Source organism: Caballeronia sp. TF1N1, from assembly GCF_022878925.1.
Classification (GTDB): Bacteria; Pseudomonadota; Gammaproteobacteria; order Burkholderiales; family Burkholderiaceae; genus Caballeronia.
Map to the genome: position 1 here is coordinate 1,139,730 of NZ_CP084626.1, position 15,035 is coordinate 1,154,764.

Below are 15,035 nucleotides of genomic sequence, written 5' to 3' on the forward strand. Positions count from 1 at the left end.
GGCGCGCGGCGCTGCTTTGCGCACGACTACTGCTTCATCGTCCCAGTAGAATTCGCGCCCTTTGCGGGCGCCTGCGTCGCATCGGGCGCCATGCCCTTCTCGCGCTGTTGCATGAGCGTGCCGCTCCCCGCTGTGCCCGACGGCACGCCGCCCTGAGCCGAGTCGTTCATGTTCTTGCCCGGCGAGACGCCAGGTTGCACCTGCTGCATTTGGGAAGGACGCTGATTCAACTGATCGCGCGACATCTCCTGCGCCAGCGTGGCGGTGCTGACTAAGGCGATGAGAGCGCCGGCAACCAATGCGGTGGATTTCATGTTTGTCTCCTTGAAGTCCGGCGCGAGAGGTGCGCCGTGTGCCGACTTCGTAAGCATCGCGCGTGCCGCGTCGAAACGGCGGCTTTCTTGTCTTAAATCATTCGCAAAGACTAGGATTTATGGACGGGCAAAAGCCGCTGTTGGTTCGTTACAATTCGTGGTCCAGAAGATCTGGAACGGATCGAAATCCGTTTCAATCAACAGAATGTTACGGAGTTTTCCATGTCGATTTCCCTGAACGAATTAATGGCATGGAGCGCACGCATGCCCGATCCATCGAGCGAAGAAGCGCGAATGCTTCAAGCCATGATTGCGCGCCGCGATAGCGAATTGCGCTTGCGCATTGCCGATCTCATCTCGAAAATAAGTGAGCGTGAAAATTGGCGCTTGCATGTGTGCGCCGCGACTGCGCGACGTGTCGAGCAAACGCCTGCCGATGGTCTGGAAGCGGTTTATCAGTTTTTCGTCGGCCGAAATGAAGGCACCATCCGTGCCGATATACCGGCGCCCGAGTCGCTTCCCGAACCGCCGGTGAATACGCCGGTCGTCGTCGAAAACGTCAGTCGTCTGTCCGCGTCCACGCACGCTGCGCCGCCTTCGCGGGTACATGGCGTTGCGCCTATCGAACATTTGTATCGCCACATGTCCACGCTTGAGGCCAGCGTCGCCAAGACGCCCGGCATTACATGCGGCGTACAGGGCATTCGAATCATGCGCATGGTTGCTTTGATGTCCAAGGCACGGTCCGCGCAATTAGCTAAGTTGCGCATGAGTGGAACTCAGGCAATCTACCGCCATATGTGATTAGCGTTGCCGGAAGAGTCACGGCGTTTCACGGAATTGCATTCACGGAAACGTCGCGAGTCACTCCTACTAGATACATGAGAAGCCTCGGCCTTTTCAAGGCGTCGATTGAATCTACCGACGCCTCGGCTATACTAAGTTTTCCGCAGTTCAATCGTATTGAAGATTAAAGCGTCACTGAGCGATGCATATTAGTGGCGTTTCAATCTTCAAGCTCGCAATTCATCGCGAAGCAATTTCAAGTCGCGAACTTCGAATACGGATCGCGTGACATCTGGCGATCGGAGCGAGGGGCAGCCGGGGAGTCAATGTGAAGAGTCTGCTCAGCAGAAGAGGCACCTTACTCGATAATGCGCCATCGTTTCTCTTAAGGCCAAAAGCGCCTGATTCCTTTCGAATGCACGCCCCTCAGCCGCATGACGATGACGATGACACTGGTGCCGAGCCGCCTACCGTCGCCACACCCGCTGCGCAAGCAACGCGCGTCACGCCGCTTCGGCCGATAGGCGCATCGGCGCAGCAAGTCAATTCGCAAGCGTTGCAGGCTGCTCAAATAGCTGAAGTCGAATGGCTGATTCAGCAATCATCGTTATCGACGTTTCGCGCTTTTCAAAGTTTTGCGTTTTCGACCACTCTCCTGTTTTACCCGCGTGACCTGACGTACTATTCGGTGCTTTTCCACGACGACGCTGTGTGGCGAGTCCTGAAAGCAGAAGATGCCGATGCCGCTGAAGCCGCGTTCCGTCACTTCGTCGAGCAAGCCATGCGACTCGCCGAAGCCGAAATGCGGCGCGCATACCTGGAAGCACAGAACGAACAGTACACACGGTTGATTGCAGAATCCGAAGCGCAAGTCGAGCGTGTGCGGGTCGATCTGCAGCGTGGCAATAGTCAGGATCAGCAAGTCGCAGCCAGGCAGCAGGAAATACGTCGCGAGCTTGCCCAACTAGAAGGCCGGCGAGTCTCGGCACAGGTGCAGCTCAGCAAACTTCAACGTCAGCTTCATCAACTCGAAACGACCTGCAACGAAGTCGTCCCGCACCTTCCGTCGCGTCGTTGAGTTGTTCCATAGTGGGGCAAAAAAAGAGTGCTGGCGGCAATAAGCTAAAATGGCGGTTTTGGCGGCTAGCTAATTTTTTCGGCATACTCGCCGCCGTATCGCGAAATGTAGGTGCTCAGCCCGCGTCCAGTGCTAGCTAGCCGTTTCATTTTCTCGACTGTCGTACGCCCCGGCGTGCAATAGTCGTATAAATAGGTCCCGCCGTTGACGAAGCGTATTTTTATGCCGTCGTGCAGGATTTCGAAAGCCGCAATGCCCGATTTGCCCGAAAGATTTGCATAAGGCTGCATGAGTAGTTTCCCGCATGCTGGATATGGCGCGGCCGTGTGGCCGTGTAATGCGAGTCCGACAGCGCGCGTGATCCTAAAGTATTGCTGGCGTCAGCCGTTATCGATTTCATGCAACCGCCGCGGCCGGGGCCGACAGAGTGTCATGGATAAAGATCAGATACCGTTTCTGGATTCGAGCGATCCACACTTCGAACACGCTCGTGCGTTGAGCCTGTCGGTCGGAGCCATCCGGCGTGCACAAGGCAAATGCAATCCCAACGATTTCGCCGTGGGCTCGCTGGAATGGCATTTCGCCATCGAAGACTTCGCCGGCGACGTCCTGAAGGCGCTGATGGGTGAGACCGAAGGTGTCGACGTTCAAGTCGGCGAGCGCCGCCGCGACTAGGCGGCTCGCCGAAATCCGTCCGCCCGTCAGAGCTTGACGCCGCCCGCCTCGGGCGCGTCGACGCCGGATGGCGGGATCGCGCCCGTCGGACTTACATCGTCCGGCCGCGTCTCATTGGTCCAATAAGGCTCTCGTCCGTAGTGCTGATGCACCGTGGTCGCCCAGACGCGGTCGGCCATGGAAGGCCACGCATCCTTGTCGAAACCGGGCGAGCTGCGCACTTCCTCGGCAGTCGCGGTTAGCCGAAAGCAGCGATTGTCGGTATCCAGCGTCAGCGCGCTCCAGGGAATGGCCAGCAGCTTGTTGCCGATGCCAAGAAAGCCCCCGCTCGACAGCACCGCATACGCAATACGTCCGCTGCTTACATCCAGCATGATTTCCTTCAGCGAGCCGACGTCGTGACCGTCGCTCGACAACACCGAATTTCCATCGAGCGTACTCGCGGCCATCACGTCCGGGCCAGGTCCGGCGGCGGTCGCGGCGCCTTTGCCTATGATCGTCGCGCCGCCCGAGGCGGGTTCCATCGGTTGGTTCATGATTCGCTCCTTACGCGTGAAAAACGTTGCGCGGTGTCGGTTTTCAAAGGTGAATGAGCCGCTCTTTTTCTTCAACTAAGCAGCAACGTTCGTTCCCATCGATGCCTGTTTGAATGCGCGCTAATGGCGTCTGCTAAGCTCGGGCTTCTTTTTCCCCGATGCCTCCTTAGTCCATGATCGATGTCGAGGAACTGCTTGCGGTTGCCTATAAGAAGGAACGTGAACGGAGCCGCCGGCTGTCCAAACGCGCTTCGTTGTCCGAGCACGAAGCGCTCATCAGGACGATGACGAAAGTCGCCGGTTCGCAAAGCCTCGCCGATTTGATCGCGACCCGACGTGCAACGCAGCGGAAGTTTGCCGATGCCGTACGAACGCGCGAGGCCGAGCGTGCGAGCCGCGCGAGCCGAAAACCCGTGGTAACCGATGCGCCCGCCTGGCGCGGCTGGTTCGACGGCTCCGCGCTGCCGAATCCGGGGCGCGTCGGCATTGGCGCGGTATTGCAGAGCCCGCAAGGCGAAGTCGTCGAAATCAGCGCGGAAGCGGGACGCGGCGACAGCAGCGTTGCCGAATATCGCGCGCTCATCGCGCTATTGGAAGCCGCCTTGCGCGAAGGCGCGACGGAGATCGCGATTCACGGCGACAGCCGCGTCGTGATCGACGATATGCACGCCAGCGAAGGCGAGGGCATTCGCTCCCTGACTCATTTTGCGCGCGAGGCGCGGGCGCTCATCGCCCGGATCGGCGCGGTCCGCCTCACGTGGATTCCGCGCGAACGGAATGCGAGCGCGGACGTGCTGTCGCGTCGGGCGCTCGACGGAGCGTCGATTCAAATGGACACGCACGACGCTCAGCCGAGCTCGCGCACGTCCGCTATGGCCGCGCTGCCGAACGCATCGCTCAACAAGTAGGCGATCAGCTTCTCAGCCGATTGCCGCGGCGTCGCGAGCTGACCGTCGCGCTTGAGGGCATCGAAACGTTCCCGCAGCGGAAAGCGTTCGAGTCCGGTCGAGCGGATTTCAGCCTGCATGTCCGTATCGACGACACCCGGCGCGACGCTGCAAATGCGCAGCGTGCGATCCCCGGCTTGCTCCGAATCCAGTGCGACCGCGCGCGCGTGGTGGTCGAGCGCGGCCTTGGTCGCGCAGTACACGCTCCAACCGGGATAGGCGTTGCGCGCCGCGCCGCTCGAAATATGCGCAATGCGTTTGTCCGTAACGCGCGCAGCCTGTGCGGCGAAGGCTGCGGCGAACATCAGCGGAGCGGCAACGTTGACGCTGACCGCGCGCGCGATGGTCGCGGCGTTCTGATCCGCGAGCGCGCCGATCGGTGCCAGCATGCCCGCATTGTTGACGAGGAGCGCCTGGTCCGCGTCGCCGATGAACGCGCGCAATGCGTCGCCTTCCAGCCAGCGGCCGAGGGCATCCAAGTCGGTCAAATCCAGTTCCACCTCTTCGAACTTGCCGGAATAGCGCGCGGCGAGCGCGGCGTTTGTGTTGCGCGAGAGGGCGAGAAGCCGAATGTCTCGCGCGAGCAGCGTTTCGGCGAGCGCCGCGCCAAGGCCGCGCGTGTGGCCCGTCACGATTGCGATGGTTTTTTTCGACATGGGCGTATTCCGGTTGTCCGTGAGCGCCTCGATTCTAGCGGCAAGCAACACGGGTCGCTGACTATGCTGAAGAGGGCGAAATCCGCAACCTCAATAAAGCAGAAAAAAACGCGTTCGTTGGTTCAAGGTCACAGAGGGCTTTGCTGACGCTTTTCGACCTGACAACCTCGATTGCAGAATCGACAATCGCTCTCAGAACCAAAACGAACTATCGGAGCTATTCATGCCAATCCGTCCGCGAAACTGCCGCGATACTTCTTCGGCCGTCGATGCTGGCCTCACGCCATCGAGCGCGCTGTTCGGCGTCCAGGCGGCGGTGGCAACCATCATCGCAGTCGTCGGGACGCCGTCGGCGGCCTGGGCGCAAAGTTCGGTGCAGCTCTATGGCGAAATCGACACCGGCGTGGCTTATGTCAGCAACGTGGGCGGGAAGTCGCAGTATCGGCTGACGAGCGGCACGATCGATGGCAGCTATTGGGGGCTGCAAGGCTCGGAGGACCTCGGCGGCGGCGCGCGCGCCATCTTCCGGCTGGAGCGCGGGTTCTCGTCGGTATCGGGAGAGGGCTTGAACGATCATCCGATGTACGTCGGACTCGGCACCGACACGCTCGGCACGGTGACGTTCGGGCATCAATACGATTCTATCCACGATTACCTCGCGCCATTCACGTTGACAGGTGGCACTGGCGGCACCGCGTTCGCCCATTTGCTCGATAACGACAACGCCAACAACTCGTACCTTGCCGCGAATTCCGTGAAGTACACGAGCGCTTCCTATGGCGGCCTGAGCTTTGGCGGCTTGTACGCGTTCTCTAATGCCGCCGGCCAGTTTGCGGAGAATCGCGCGTACAGCATCGGCGCGAACTATTCGCTCGGATCGTTCAGCGCGGGCGCTGCCTATCTGCATAACAACGGACGCGGCGACACCACGAGCGGCGCGTACGACGCATTGGCGCTTCCCGGCGCGGCCAGCACGGTCTACTCGGCGAACGTTCAGCAGCAGAATACGTTTGGCGTGGGCGCAAGCTATGAACTCGGTGCGGTCACGCTGGGCGGCGCGTTTTCACGCACCGTCAATTCTGGCGTGACCGATGCCGACACCGGCAACGTCATGCCATCGCTCGGGTTGAACAACTACGAGATCAACGGCATTTACAAGCTCACGCAGTCCATCGCGATAGCGGGCATGTATGTCTATACCAGCGGCGGCGGTGCGCACTGGCATGAGGGCGTGCTGCAGGTGGATTATCTGCTGTCGAAACGCACCGATGTTTATCTCGAATCGATTTACCAGAGATCATCGTCGCAGGCGCCAGCGGTGGTTTATGGCAATGATCCGTCGAGCGGCCGAAATCAGTTGATGTTCACGACTGGAATTCAGCATCGTTTTTAAATGTGGTGCTGCACATTTTCACGTAATTCGAACGATTATTACGCTCGTAATTGCGATGCTGTTTATCGCATCGCAAAGTCTTGTTTCCCAAAGATTCATGGTGATATGCGCAATTAACATCGCGGCGATTGTCGTCCGCCGCGAGATCGGCAAGAGATTTCGTGCAATCCGTTGTTGTCTGCCATGCAATACCGGCGCGTCGGATTTTTGTCGACATCCGCTGCGGCGACTCGCGCAATAGCCTGTTTCTCAATTTCCCCCATGATCCACATCGCGGATTTGCGATAATCACCCATTTTCCCGCTCGAACTCGCCTTACAGTTATTTGACTTTTTCCTGATCACCCTTTGAAGCGACGTTTCTCGCGCCGCTGATTCGCCCATCGTTGTGCAAGGATTTATCGATGATTACTCGCCCGCCCGGCACGTCTGAGACGCGCTCGTTCACCACGGTTTTTCTGATCGAGATGTGGGAGCGTTTTGGTTATTACGGCATGGCTGCGTTGCTCGTACTGTTCATGATTGACAAGATCGGTTTCGCCGACGAGCACGCCAATCTCACATGGGGCGCATTTACCGCGCTGGTTTTCTCCGCGCCGTCCATAGGCGGCTGGATTGGCGATAAAGTGCTCGGCGCGCGGCGCACGATGACGCTTGGCGCAATCGTGCTTGCGCTCGGTTATTTCATGCTGGCGCTGCCATACGACGCGCTCGGGTTCATGTATGCGTCGCTTGGCGTGATCGTCGTCGGTAATGGGCTTTTCAAGTCGAATGCGGCGAATCTCGTGCGACGTATTTACGAAGGCGATATCGCACGTATCGACAGTGCGTTCACCATTTACTACATGGCGGTGAATATCGGGTCGACCTTTTCGATGCTCGCCACGCCGTGGATCAAAGATCACTGGGGCTGGCACGCGGCCTTTGCGGTGTGCTGCGGCGGCATGCTGCTCGGACTTCTGAATTTTGCGCTGATGCGACGCACGCTCGCGCATATCGGCTCGGCGCCCGACGAAGCGCCTTTGAACTGGAGGCGTTTGTTCGCGGTTATCGGCGGCGGCGTGATGTTGGCGCTGGCAACGGTGTTCATCCTGCAGCACAAGGCCGTGGCCGTGACGTGCGTGTATGGCGCGGGCGTCGCGATTCTCGCGATCTTCGGCTACATGCTGAGCGTGTGCGATCGTAGCGAGCGCGCGGGACTCGTCGCCGCGCTGATTCTCGTATTTCAGGTCATCCTGTTCTTCGTGTTCTATCAGCAGATGTCGACGTCGCTCACGCTGTTCGCCCTGCGCAATGTCGATCCTTCGTTCTCCATTGCAGGCCGGCATCTCTTGAGTTGGAGCGCGGCGCAGTTTCAGGCGCTCAATCCGATCTGGATCATGCTGCTGAGTCCTATGCTCGCGCTGGCCTATACACGCCTCGGGCGTAGCGGCCGCGACATTTCCGTTGCGGCGAAGTACGCCCTTGGCTTTGTCGTCGTGGCGATTGGCTTTTTCGTCTTCGGATTGAGCGGGCGCTACGCGGTGGAAGGGCGCGTGTCGTCGTGGTTCATGGTGGCGGGGTACGGACTCTACTCGCTCGGCGAGTTGCTGGTGTCGGGCCTTGGTCTCGCGATGATCGCGCGTTACGTGCCGGCGCGCATGAGCGGCTTCATGATGGGCGCGTATTTCGTGGCGACGGGCGTGTCGCAGTATCTTGGCAGCTTGGTCGCCAATCTGGCGCGCATGCCGAACGGCAGTCTCGATGCGGTGCAGTCGTTGCCGCTTTATACGCATCTGTTCTTCGGGCTGGGATGGCTTGCGACGGCCGGCGCGGCCATCGCATTCATCTTGCTGCCGTTGCTCAATAAACTTTCGCGGGAGCACCATCGAGCGTTGCAGTCTGGCGAAGAAACGCACGCCAGCGAAACACTTCTGCGTGTTTCATCGACTTGATGAAAACTCCGTTGACGTAGCAAGCAAGTTGCGCCTATAATTCAATTCTTCAGACGCGGGGTGGAGCAGTCTGGCAGCTCGTCGGGCTCATAACCCGAAGGTCGTAGGTTCAAATCCTACCCCCGCAACCATTCTTATAGACACGTTTCCAGTCACGGTCGCAACCAGCCGCTCGGAAACGTCGTCAAAGCTAGCATAGTAAGCCTCGTCGCGTTTCTCAACGATGATTGGCCCGAACAGGGTGGCAATAATTTGCCGGGCTTCACCTGTGCTTCCAGCTAACACCTTCCCTAGCTCTGCCGTTTTCCGACGCACGCGCTGTGCAATATCTGCGTACTGGTCGCTGCCGATTTTCCTTTTCGCTAGCACTTGCTGTAACGCTTCGCGTTCGGCCTCTGTGCGCTTGAAGCGCTCAATCAGCGCCGCCGACATGCCCAGTTCCGCGATCGCCTGACTCAAGTTTTCCATTTCCTTGGTGAGCGTGTCAATTTTTGACTTGGCTAGCTTGGCCGCCTCTCGTTCGGTGTCGTCGCTTCCAAAGTAACGCCGAACAACTGCGTCGATGTCCGCCTGAGCGGCTTCCGAGCACAGTTCGTCGCGCAGCACGCCGAGTAGTCGTTCGTCGGTCTGCTCCCGAAGCACCGAGATGCCCTCGCACGCGTGCTTGCCACGCTCCTTGCGCGTGACGCAACCGTAATTGCGCTGATTGATTGAGGTGAGGGCGCCGCCGCAGTGCGCGCAGCGCAGCACGCCTGCGAACAACGTTCTCGGGGGCGCGCTTCTTCCCTTTGTGCCGGAGTTCAGGCGGTCGGTGCCCATGCGTGCCCGCACGGCAAACCAAAGTTCGTCGGGCAGCATGCGATAGTGCGCCCGTTGTTCGGTTTTCCACTCGCTTGGTGGTCGGTTTTCCCGCACGCGCTTGCCGCTGTCGGGATCCTTAAGCCATTGCGACCGGTTCCAGATGTATTCGCCGATGTAGGCAGAGTTGTTGAGAATCCCCGAACCCTTGTTTGGGCTGCCATAAATCGCCGAGCGCATCCATGTCCCGCCGCGTGGCGAGGGAATGTTGCGACCGTTCAGATCGTCGCAAATCTGCAAGGTGGACCAGCCTGCGGCGAACTTCTCGAAGATGAAGCGCACGATCGCTGCTTCCTCTCGATTTACCTGGTAATCGCTGCCACGCTCGGTTCTCACCACGTCGTAGCCGTAGCTCTTGCCGCCCGCAATGAACCCGCGTTCGACCTGACCGGTTTGGCCGCGAATGGTCTTGCAACGCAGGTCGTCGATGTACAGTTCATTCACTAGTCCGCGCACGGCACGCTGCACCTTGCGGCTGCTTGAAGTCGAGTCATAGCCATCGGCCACGCCCATCACGCGGATGCCGCGATATTCGAGACGACGGATAATGGTCTCTTGCTCTACCTGATCGCGCGAGAGACGGTCGAGGGCTTCGACGACCAGCACGTCGAACCGGTCGGCCATGGCGTCGGCCATGAGTCGTCGACCGCCGGCGCGCGTTTCGACCCGTGTCGAACCCGAGATGCTTTCGTCCGAGTAGCGCGCGACGACTTCGTTATCGGTCAGCCCTTGAGCGAAGCGCTCACAGACGCTCATTTGATCCGTGATTGAGGTTTCCTTTTGTTTGTCGGTGGAAAACCGACCATATAGCGCGACGCGTAGTACGGGTCGTTCGATGAGGGACATGCTTGGTTCTCTCTCTGGTGTTCGACAATGGGCTCGCCATTTCGCAGATCGCACGCCACCTGCCGCACAATCATTTCGACGAGTGCTTGCCATGCTTCGGGATGCTTATCGCGTAACAAGTCTACCTCTCATGTTCGGTTGATTGCGGGTACCAGACCGTTCTTGACACATCTAAAAGGCGTCATCCGAGGTTGAGTCTCCTGCAGCCATGTGTTGCTTCCCATGAGCCTACTGCGTGAACGCGTCGCGTCGGCCGTGGGCGATGTCGAGCAGCTCTTCGCGATGTTCTTGATTTTGCACAGCAGGGATACGGACCATGGCGTCGTCCAGCGCTTCCAGCGATGGCGCGTGCTCGATCTGATCGCGCACTTGCGCGTAACTCAAGGCGGCGCTCGACGTCTCGGCCGGCTGGTCGTGTTCGTCGGTCGGCGCCGGCTCGGACACGTTGAGCGCGGCCTTCTTCTGTCTGTACGCGTCGCGCGCCACCCGCTTTGCCCCCTCACTGCGCATCTGTGCAGCAAGCTCGCCCGCTGCTGAGATTTCTTGGCTGTCGCGCGCGTTATCGATGCGCTGCAGTACCTCTTCAAGCGTCGGCTCGCGTTCGATTGTGGGCGCGTCCTTGTTGACGCGCCGCGGTCGTGCTTTCGCCTCATTCGCGGCAGGCTGGCGGGTGACGCTCTCGGTGGGACGCTGAGGAATGACGAAGTCGAGCGTGGGCGAAGGATCGTTCGTCAACGCCGCAGTCGGTTTGGCCAGCGGCGCGGCGCGTCCTTCGAGAATCGTGCGGTTGATCGCTTGCAGCGGATCATCCGGCACCGTATCAAACAGCACGGCTTCGCGTGCGTCGTCGCGGGCGAGAGCGGCCCGCGCGTGGGTGGTCATGGGCAAGCGCTTGCACAGGCGTTTTAATGGCCGCACCTTCGCCATTTCGTCGGGCCACTTCGACCAGGGCGTATCGTCTGCCTTAGCTTTGCTGAGTTCGCGAAAGCGCTCGATCTCGCTCCAGTTCATCGGCTCAAAGTACCAGCCGCCATTCGCCAGACGCGCGAAGGCGTACACCAGCACGGGCGGACTGTTTGTCCGGAGATAGTCGGGGCGGTGCATGAAGTGTTCTCCCTTCTCGTCCACCCAATGATCGAAAGCATCGGCCTGACGCACGATATGCGCGACGATATCGAGTAGCTGCTCGGACTGCCTGACGAGCTTGACCAGTCCCCAGACCATCGGCTGCCATTGCGCCACGAAACGAGTGCTGTTGCGATGACGGAACGGAACGATCGCGCCTTCGCGACCATCGGGCAACAGGCCATCCTGCGCTGCTTCGAGGCACGCACGCATGAGCGAGTTCCGATCCGCGTCGTAAAGCTTAGGTTCGGACTCGACGGCATGGATCACGATGCGGGCAAAGCTCTCGACGTCAACGTGCTTGGGCAGGGCGAGTTGAAGCTTGCGGCGATTGTCTTCTCGCTCGAGATCATGGAAGAATGCGTTCAGGTTCGGGTGTGCGCTCACGGGTAATCCTGTTCGATGTCGTCGGATGGAAGTGCCCACTTGGGCAGGGGAAGTGGGTCGACAGTCTCGGGATAGCCGGGCCACTGTCCGGTTCGAACCGCCTCGGCATAGATCCATGCGGCCTGCTCGGCTAGCTTTCTGCCGAGCGTGAGTCCGGCGTCATCCGTCGAATAACACCGCACGCCATAAGGTGGATCGGTTTCAACCGCGACCCAAGCGAAAAAGGGCGAGGGCGCATTCAACACCCGCGCGCATCCCTCGCGGTAATGGGCCGCCTGCACATACAGTTGACCGTTCGCGGCCTTGCGCGCAAACACGGCAGGTGTGACATCGCTTGTCGTCTTCAGGTCGACGATGCCGCCGTCGTCGCGCAGTCGATCAATACGCGCCTTGTTGAGCGTGTCCTGTTCGTCGTCATGCCACAACAAGGTGACTTCCGACTGGCCGCTGGCATCAAGCAGGGTACGGGCGCCCGCGTGGGCAAAGACCGCATCACGCACGCGCCGCGCACGATCGAAATCGGCCTGTTTCATCGCGATACGTCCATCCAACTGCGCCTCGAACGCCGCCCACGTTGCCTTGTCCGCATTTGAGCGACGTTCGACGGTGGGCGCGAGGGCGACGATGTCACGCTCGGGCTCGAGCACCAGACCATGCACAACAGTGCCGAATTGCATCGCAGGCGTAGCCGGGCTTGGGGTATCGCGCCACGCTCGATAGTGCGCCGCCGAGCGAAGCAATTTGGCGATACCCGATGCGCTTAGGGCCTCGAGCGCGTAATAGCGTTCACTCGGGAAGTCATCGTAGCGGCCGGGACGGAAATCGGTAGTTGCGGAAACCATGATTTTGAAGAGACAAAAGCGCAGCCGCGTCGAGGTAATCGAAACTTAATCGGTACTACGTGAGAGTTGAAATGAACGATAGCGCGCGAGAAGAACTTCGCAAGCAGATTTTATTTTCCGGCCTAGTCAAATAACGATCGGCTGTAAGCATGCGATTTTCAAATAATGGTCGTGCCGTCCACGCTGGAAAAGGGCTTCGAGAAGGCCGCCTGGCTTGGTTCTCTTACGGACACGACAAATCGCACGACATTTGTCTTGTGGGCTAGGTGAAAATCACCATCCGTTGAGCGGCTATTTCCGGCTTTACCTGCGCATTCATTCCCGGGTTGAAACTCCTGTGATTGACGGCGGCTTATCGAGCGACTAGCTTTGCATCGTCATTCCATTTTCTTTGAGCCACGATCATGAAAAGCTCGGATTACAAAGGTCCGGCCTTCGATGGGCTGATGCTGGCGGTGTCGTTGTGTGGCACGCAAACGGAATTGGCGCGGCGGCTGGGCAAAAGGCCGCCGCTCGTCTGGCAGTGGCTGCACCGGGACGGAGGGGTGCCAATCGAATACGTCGCACGCGTGGTGCACGCGGTGAACGATCCGCGCATCACACCCTTTACCCTGCGCCCGGACTATCCGTACTGGCGACTGCTGGCGGTGCAACTGGTGTGTGCGCAAATGGATCGTGATCCGCGCGTCGTGATCTACGGCGCTCGTCCTGCGTCACCCGCCATAGCCGCAACCGCCTGAGGCTGTCTGGCGGTTTACGGCACAAAAGGCCGCACGGGAAAGTGCGGCGGCTGACCCACGGGGCGTTCGCTTGACGATGGAGTGATCAAAATGATCCAAATCAAAGATAGGAGTACGAAGCAACGATCGGCGATAAAACTTATTCGTGTGTTGCTGGCTCAAGAGAGTCGCGTACCGCCCATGCAGGATGTCAGCTTTGACGAACCGGACCCGCACGCGCAGGCGTTGCAGCGCGACGCCTCGGGCATGCGTCCGGGTGACGTGCTGATCGAGCACATGCAGGGGCAGGAGCAATCGGAGTAAGGCGGCACCGACCATTGTGCCGAGCTGATCAACTGTCATGCGAGAAATCACGAAGCACTTGAAGCCGGTCGTTGCTGCGGCGCCGACAAACGAGGGTGCGCTTGACGCGCGCTACACGGACATGTGTCGCGCGATTGCGGAATGTTATCGAGTCGACGAAGTGAAGCAGATCCGCGACAAGGCACTGGCGCTGTAGGTCTACAGCAAGCAGGCGCGTAACACGGAGGCAGAACGCACAGCCGCCGATATTCGCCTGCGTGCCGAACGTCGCGCGGGCGTGCTGTTGCAGGAACTGGCGCAAACGGAAATGCGCGAAACACGAGGAGGCGATCGGAAATCAAAGTCGACGCGTGCGACTTTGATCGAACCGCTGGTCGCGCCGACACTCGCAGACCTCGGTCTCACGCGCGATCAGTCGTCAAAGTGGCAGAAGCTCGCGCAGATTCCGGAGGCCGAGTTCGAAGCGGCACTGCGCGATCCGGACAAAAAACCGAGCACCGCAGCACTCATTCGTGAAATTCGTGATCCCATCGCCGCGAGAGTGCAAAGACTTCCGGATGATGCGCTGTGGTTGTGGGGGCGCCTGTGCGACTTCGAGCGCGACGGCTTCGCTGCGAAAAAGCCGCGCCCGGTGCTCAACACGATGACCGACGCTATGCAAGCCGACGTGCGACGCATTGCGCCGATGGCGATTGCGTTTTTATCCGCAATGATCGGAGAAACCGATGATGACGCTTGAATCGAAAGAAAGCGGCGTGCGCGATGCCATCATGCGCGCCGTGCGCCAGACAATCATCGCGCTGGAAAGCGAGGACATTGAGCGCGTCGAATGCCATACCGTGGCTTCGCGCGCGCGGCTGACGCTTGAAAGCGGTTACGAATCGACGTGCGCGCGATACGGCTTCACGCAATTCCTTCTGGACGTGACGCGGCGCGAGCTCGCGCGCAACTATCACGCCGATTCGGAGGAAACGAGCGCCATTCAACGCGAGCTGTTCACGGGCGTCTTGCAGCGTCGCTATCCGATTCCGCACAAGCGCGCAGAGAACCCGCAGTACCTGCTGCTGGAGGTGCTCAGCGCCAATCAGGTGCGCTGGAATGCGGGACAACATCGCAAGGTGGGTCGCGCGCATATGAAGCATGCCGACGCGCTGGACAGCTACGCGAATCAGCGTGAAGCCAACAAGTGCGAGTGCTGAATGCGATCGGGATGTTGCCGGCCCCGTGTCTCGATCTGTGCTATCGCGCGGTACGTCTTTTCGAGGCGCGCAGAATCGTCCCTCGCCGTCTTGGCGGCGAGTTCTTTCGCGGTCCACCGCAGCGCGCGGCGAACGCGGATGACGTTGCGGCCCAAGCTCATGCCGAAGCTGGAACGCCTCCCAAAAAAAGAAGCGCCCGCACAGTGGCGGGCGCTTCATCGGTTGCGATACGTCTGGAATGCCCAGACCTGTCGCGCACCTTCTAAAGAGTGGCATGGTCATGTCATTCCAGACGACACAAACGGACAGCAATCCGCACGTCTTATTCGCAAGGTGTTCATGTCTGCAAAGTCCTCATTCGGGAAAGTTCGGTTCTCCCCATTGCGGGAAGACACTGCTGGGAGATAAGCCATTTTT

The 15,035-nt window shown here is 59.6% G+C and carries 17 protein-coding genes and 1 tRNA gene; 11 read left to right on the plus strand and 7 right to left on the minus strand.

What is annotated here, in order from left to right:
* Positions 1-26: 26 nt before the first annotated feature.
* On the minus strand, positions 27-314 hold the full coding sequence (locus LDZ28_RS05215) for a hypothetical protein (RefSeq protein WP_244827642.1): 288 nt from the start codon (positions 312-314) through the stop codon (positions 27-29).
* 336 nt (positions 315-650) lie between these two features.
* On the opposite strand from LDZ28_RS05215, the gene LDZ28_RS05220 reads away from it, so the two are divergent.
* Both LDZ28_RS05220 and LDZ28_RS05225 read left to right on the plus strand, forming a co-directional pair.
* Positions 651-1,118, plus strand: a complete 468-nt coding sequence (locus LDZ28_RS05220) for a hypothetical protein (protein WP_244827643.1) — start codon at positions 651-653, stop codon at positions 1,116-1,118.
* Between the two features lie 397 nt (positions 1,119-1,515).
* Complete coding sequence (locus tag LDZ28_RS05225; protein WP_244827644.1) at positions 1,516-2,178, plus strand: DUF2968 domain-containing protein; 663 nt, start codon at positions 1,516-1,518, stop codon at positions 2,176-2,178.
* Between the two features lie 65 nt (positions 2,179-2,243).
* Here the strand turns inward: LDZ28_RS05225 and LDZ28_RS05230 are convergent, their stop codons facing one another.
* Entirely contained in the window at positions 2,244-2,468 is a 225-nt protein-coding gene (locus LDZ28_RS05230) for a hypothetical protein (protein ID WP_244827645.1), read from the minus strand.
* 142 nt (positions 2,469-2,610) lie between these two features.
* On the opposite strand from LDZ28_RS05230, the gene LDZ28_RS05235 reads away from it, so the two are divergent.
* Positions 2,611-2,853: a hypothetical protein gene (locus LDZ28_RS05235; protein ID WP_244827646.1), complete on the plus strand. Its 243-nt coding sequence runs from the start codon at positions 2,611-2,613 to the stop codon at positions 2,851-2,853.
* A 26-nt stretch (positions 2,854-2,879) separates the two neighbouring features.
* Here the strand turns inward: LDZ28_RS05235 and LDZ28_RS05240 are convergent, their stop codons facing one another.
* Entirely contained in the window at positions 2,880-3,389 is a 510-nt protein-coding gene (locus tag LDZ28_RS05240) for a PRC-barrel domain-containing protein (protein ID WP_244827647.1), read from the minus strand.
* Between the two features lie 173 nt (positions 3,390-3,562).
* Here LDZ28_RS05240 and LDZ28_RS05245 point away from each other — a divergent pair, with 173 nt between their 5' ends.
* Entirely contained in the window at positions 3,563-4,297 is a 735-nt protein-coding gene (locus LDZ28_RS05245) for a ribonuclease HI family protein (RefSeq protein WP_244827648.1), read from the plus strand.
* Here the strand turns inward: LDZ28_RS05245 and LDZ28_RS05250 are convergent.
* Entirely contained in the window at positions 4,237-4,992 is a 756-nt protein-coding gene (locus tag LDZ28_RS05250) for an SDR family oxidoreductase (protein ID WP_244827649.1), read from the minus strand. The genes LDZ28_RS05245 and LDZ28_RS05250 overlap by 61 nt on opposite strands.
* Before the next feature lie 223 nt (positions 4,993-5,215).
* On the opposite strand from LDZ28_RS05250, the gene LDZ28_RS05255 reads away from it, so the two are divergent.
* The 3 genes from LDZ28_RS05255 to LDZ28_RS05265 all read left to right on the plus strand — a co-directional run bounded on the left by LDZ28_RS05255 (position 5,216) and on the right by LDZ28_RS05265 (position 8,449).
* Positions 5,216-6,385: a porin gene (locus LDZ28_RS05255; protein WP_244827650.1), complete on the plus strand. Its 1,170-nt coding sequence runs from the start codon at positions 5,216-5,218 to the stop codon at positions 6,383-6,385.
* A 403-nt stretch (positions 6,386-6,788) separates the two neighbouring features.
* Positions 6,789-8,318: a peptide MFS transporter gene (locus LDZ28_RS05260; RefSeq protein ID WP_244827651.1), complete on the plus strand. Its 1,530-nt coding sequence runs from the start codon at positions 6,789-6,791 to the stop codon at positions 8,316-8,318.
* 54 nt (positions 8,319-8,372) lie between these two features.
* Positions 8,373-8,449 (plus strand) — tRNA-Met (locus LDZ28_RS05265).
* Here the strand turns inward: LDZ28_RS05265 and LDZ28_RS05270 are convergent.
* From LDZ28_RS05270 to LDZ28_RS05280, 3 genes are all read right to left on the minus strand, one after another.
* On the minus strand, positions 8,406-10,115 hold the full coding sequence (locus LDZ28_RS05270) for a recombinase family protein (RefSeq protein ID WP_370652131.1): 1,710 nt from the start codon (positions 10,113-10,115) through the stop codon (positions 8,406-8,408). The two genes, LDZ28_RS05265 and LDZ28_RS05270, sit on opposite strands and share 44 nt — an antisense overlap.
* Before the next feature lie 135 nt (positions 10,116-10,250).
* Positions 10,251-11,534: a recombinase RecT gene (locus LDZ28_RS05275; protein WP_244827652.1), complete on the minus strand. Its 1,284-nt coding sequence runs from the start codon at positions 11,532-11,534 to the stop codon at positions 10,251-10,253.
* Entirely contained in the window at positions 11,531-12,376 is an 846-nt protein-coding gene (locus LDZ28_RS05280) for a PD-(D/E)XK nuclease-like domain-containing protein (protein ID WP_244827653.1), read from the minus strand. The genes LDZ28_RS05275 and LDZ28_RS05280 overlap by 4 nt, the downstream gene beginning before the upstream one ends.
* Positions 12,377-12,780: 404 nt before the next feature.
* Between LDZ28_RS05280 and LDZ28_RS05285 the strand changes: the two genes are divergently transcribed.
* The 4 genes from LDZ28_RS05285 (at position 12,781) to LDZ28_RS05300 (ending at position 14,618) form a co-directional block, all read left to right on the plus strand.
* On the plus strand, positions 12,781-13,116 hold the full coding sequence (locus LDZ28_RS05285) for a YdaS family helix-turn-helix protein (protein ID WP_244827654.1): 336 nt from the start codon (positions 12,781-12,783) through the stop codon (positions 13,114-13,116).
* Between the two features lie 90 nt (positions 13,117-13,206).
* Complete coding sequence (locus LDZ28_RS05290; protein ID WP_244827655.1) at positions 13,207-13,419, plus strand: hypothetical protein; 213 nt, start codon at positions 13,207-13,209, stop codon at positions 13,417-13,419.
* 277 nt (positions 13,420-13,696) lie between these two features.
* Positions 13,697-14,158, plus strand: coding sequence for a hypothetical protein (locus tag LDZ28_RS05295; RefSeq protein ID WP_244827656.1), 462 nt, complete (start codon positions 13,697-13,699; stop codon positions 14,156-14,158).
* Entirely contained in the window at positions 14,145-14,618 is a 474-nt protein-coding gene (locus LDZ28_RS05300; RefSeq protein WP_244827657.1) for a hypothetical protein, read from the plus strand. Before LDZ28_RS05295 ends, LDZ28_RS05300 begins: the two co-directional genes overlap by 14 nt.
* The last annotated feature ends 417 nt before the right edge of the window (positions 14,619-15,035 follow it).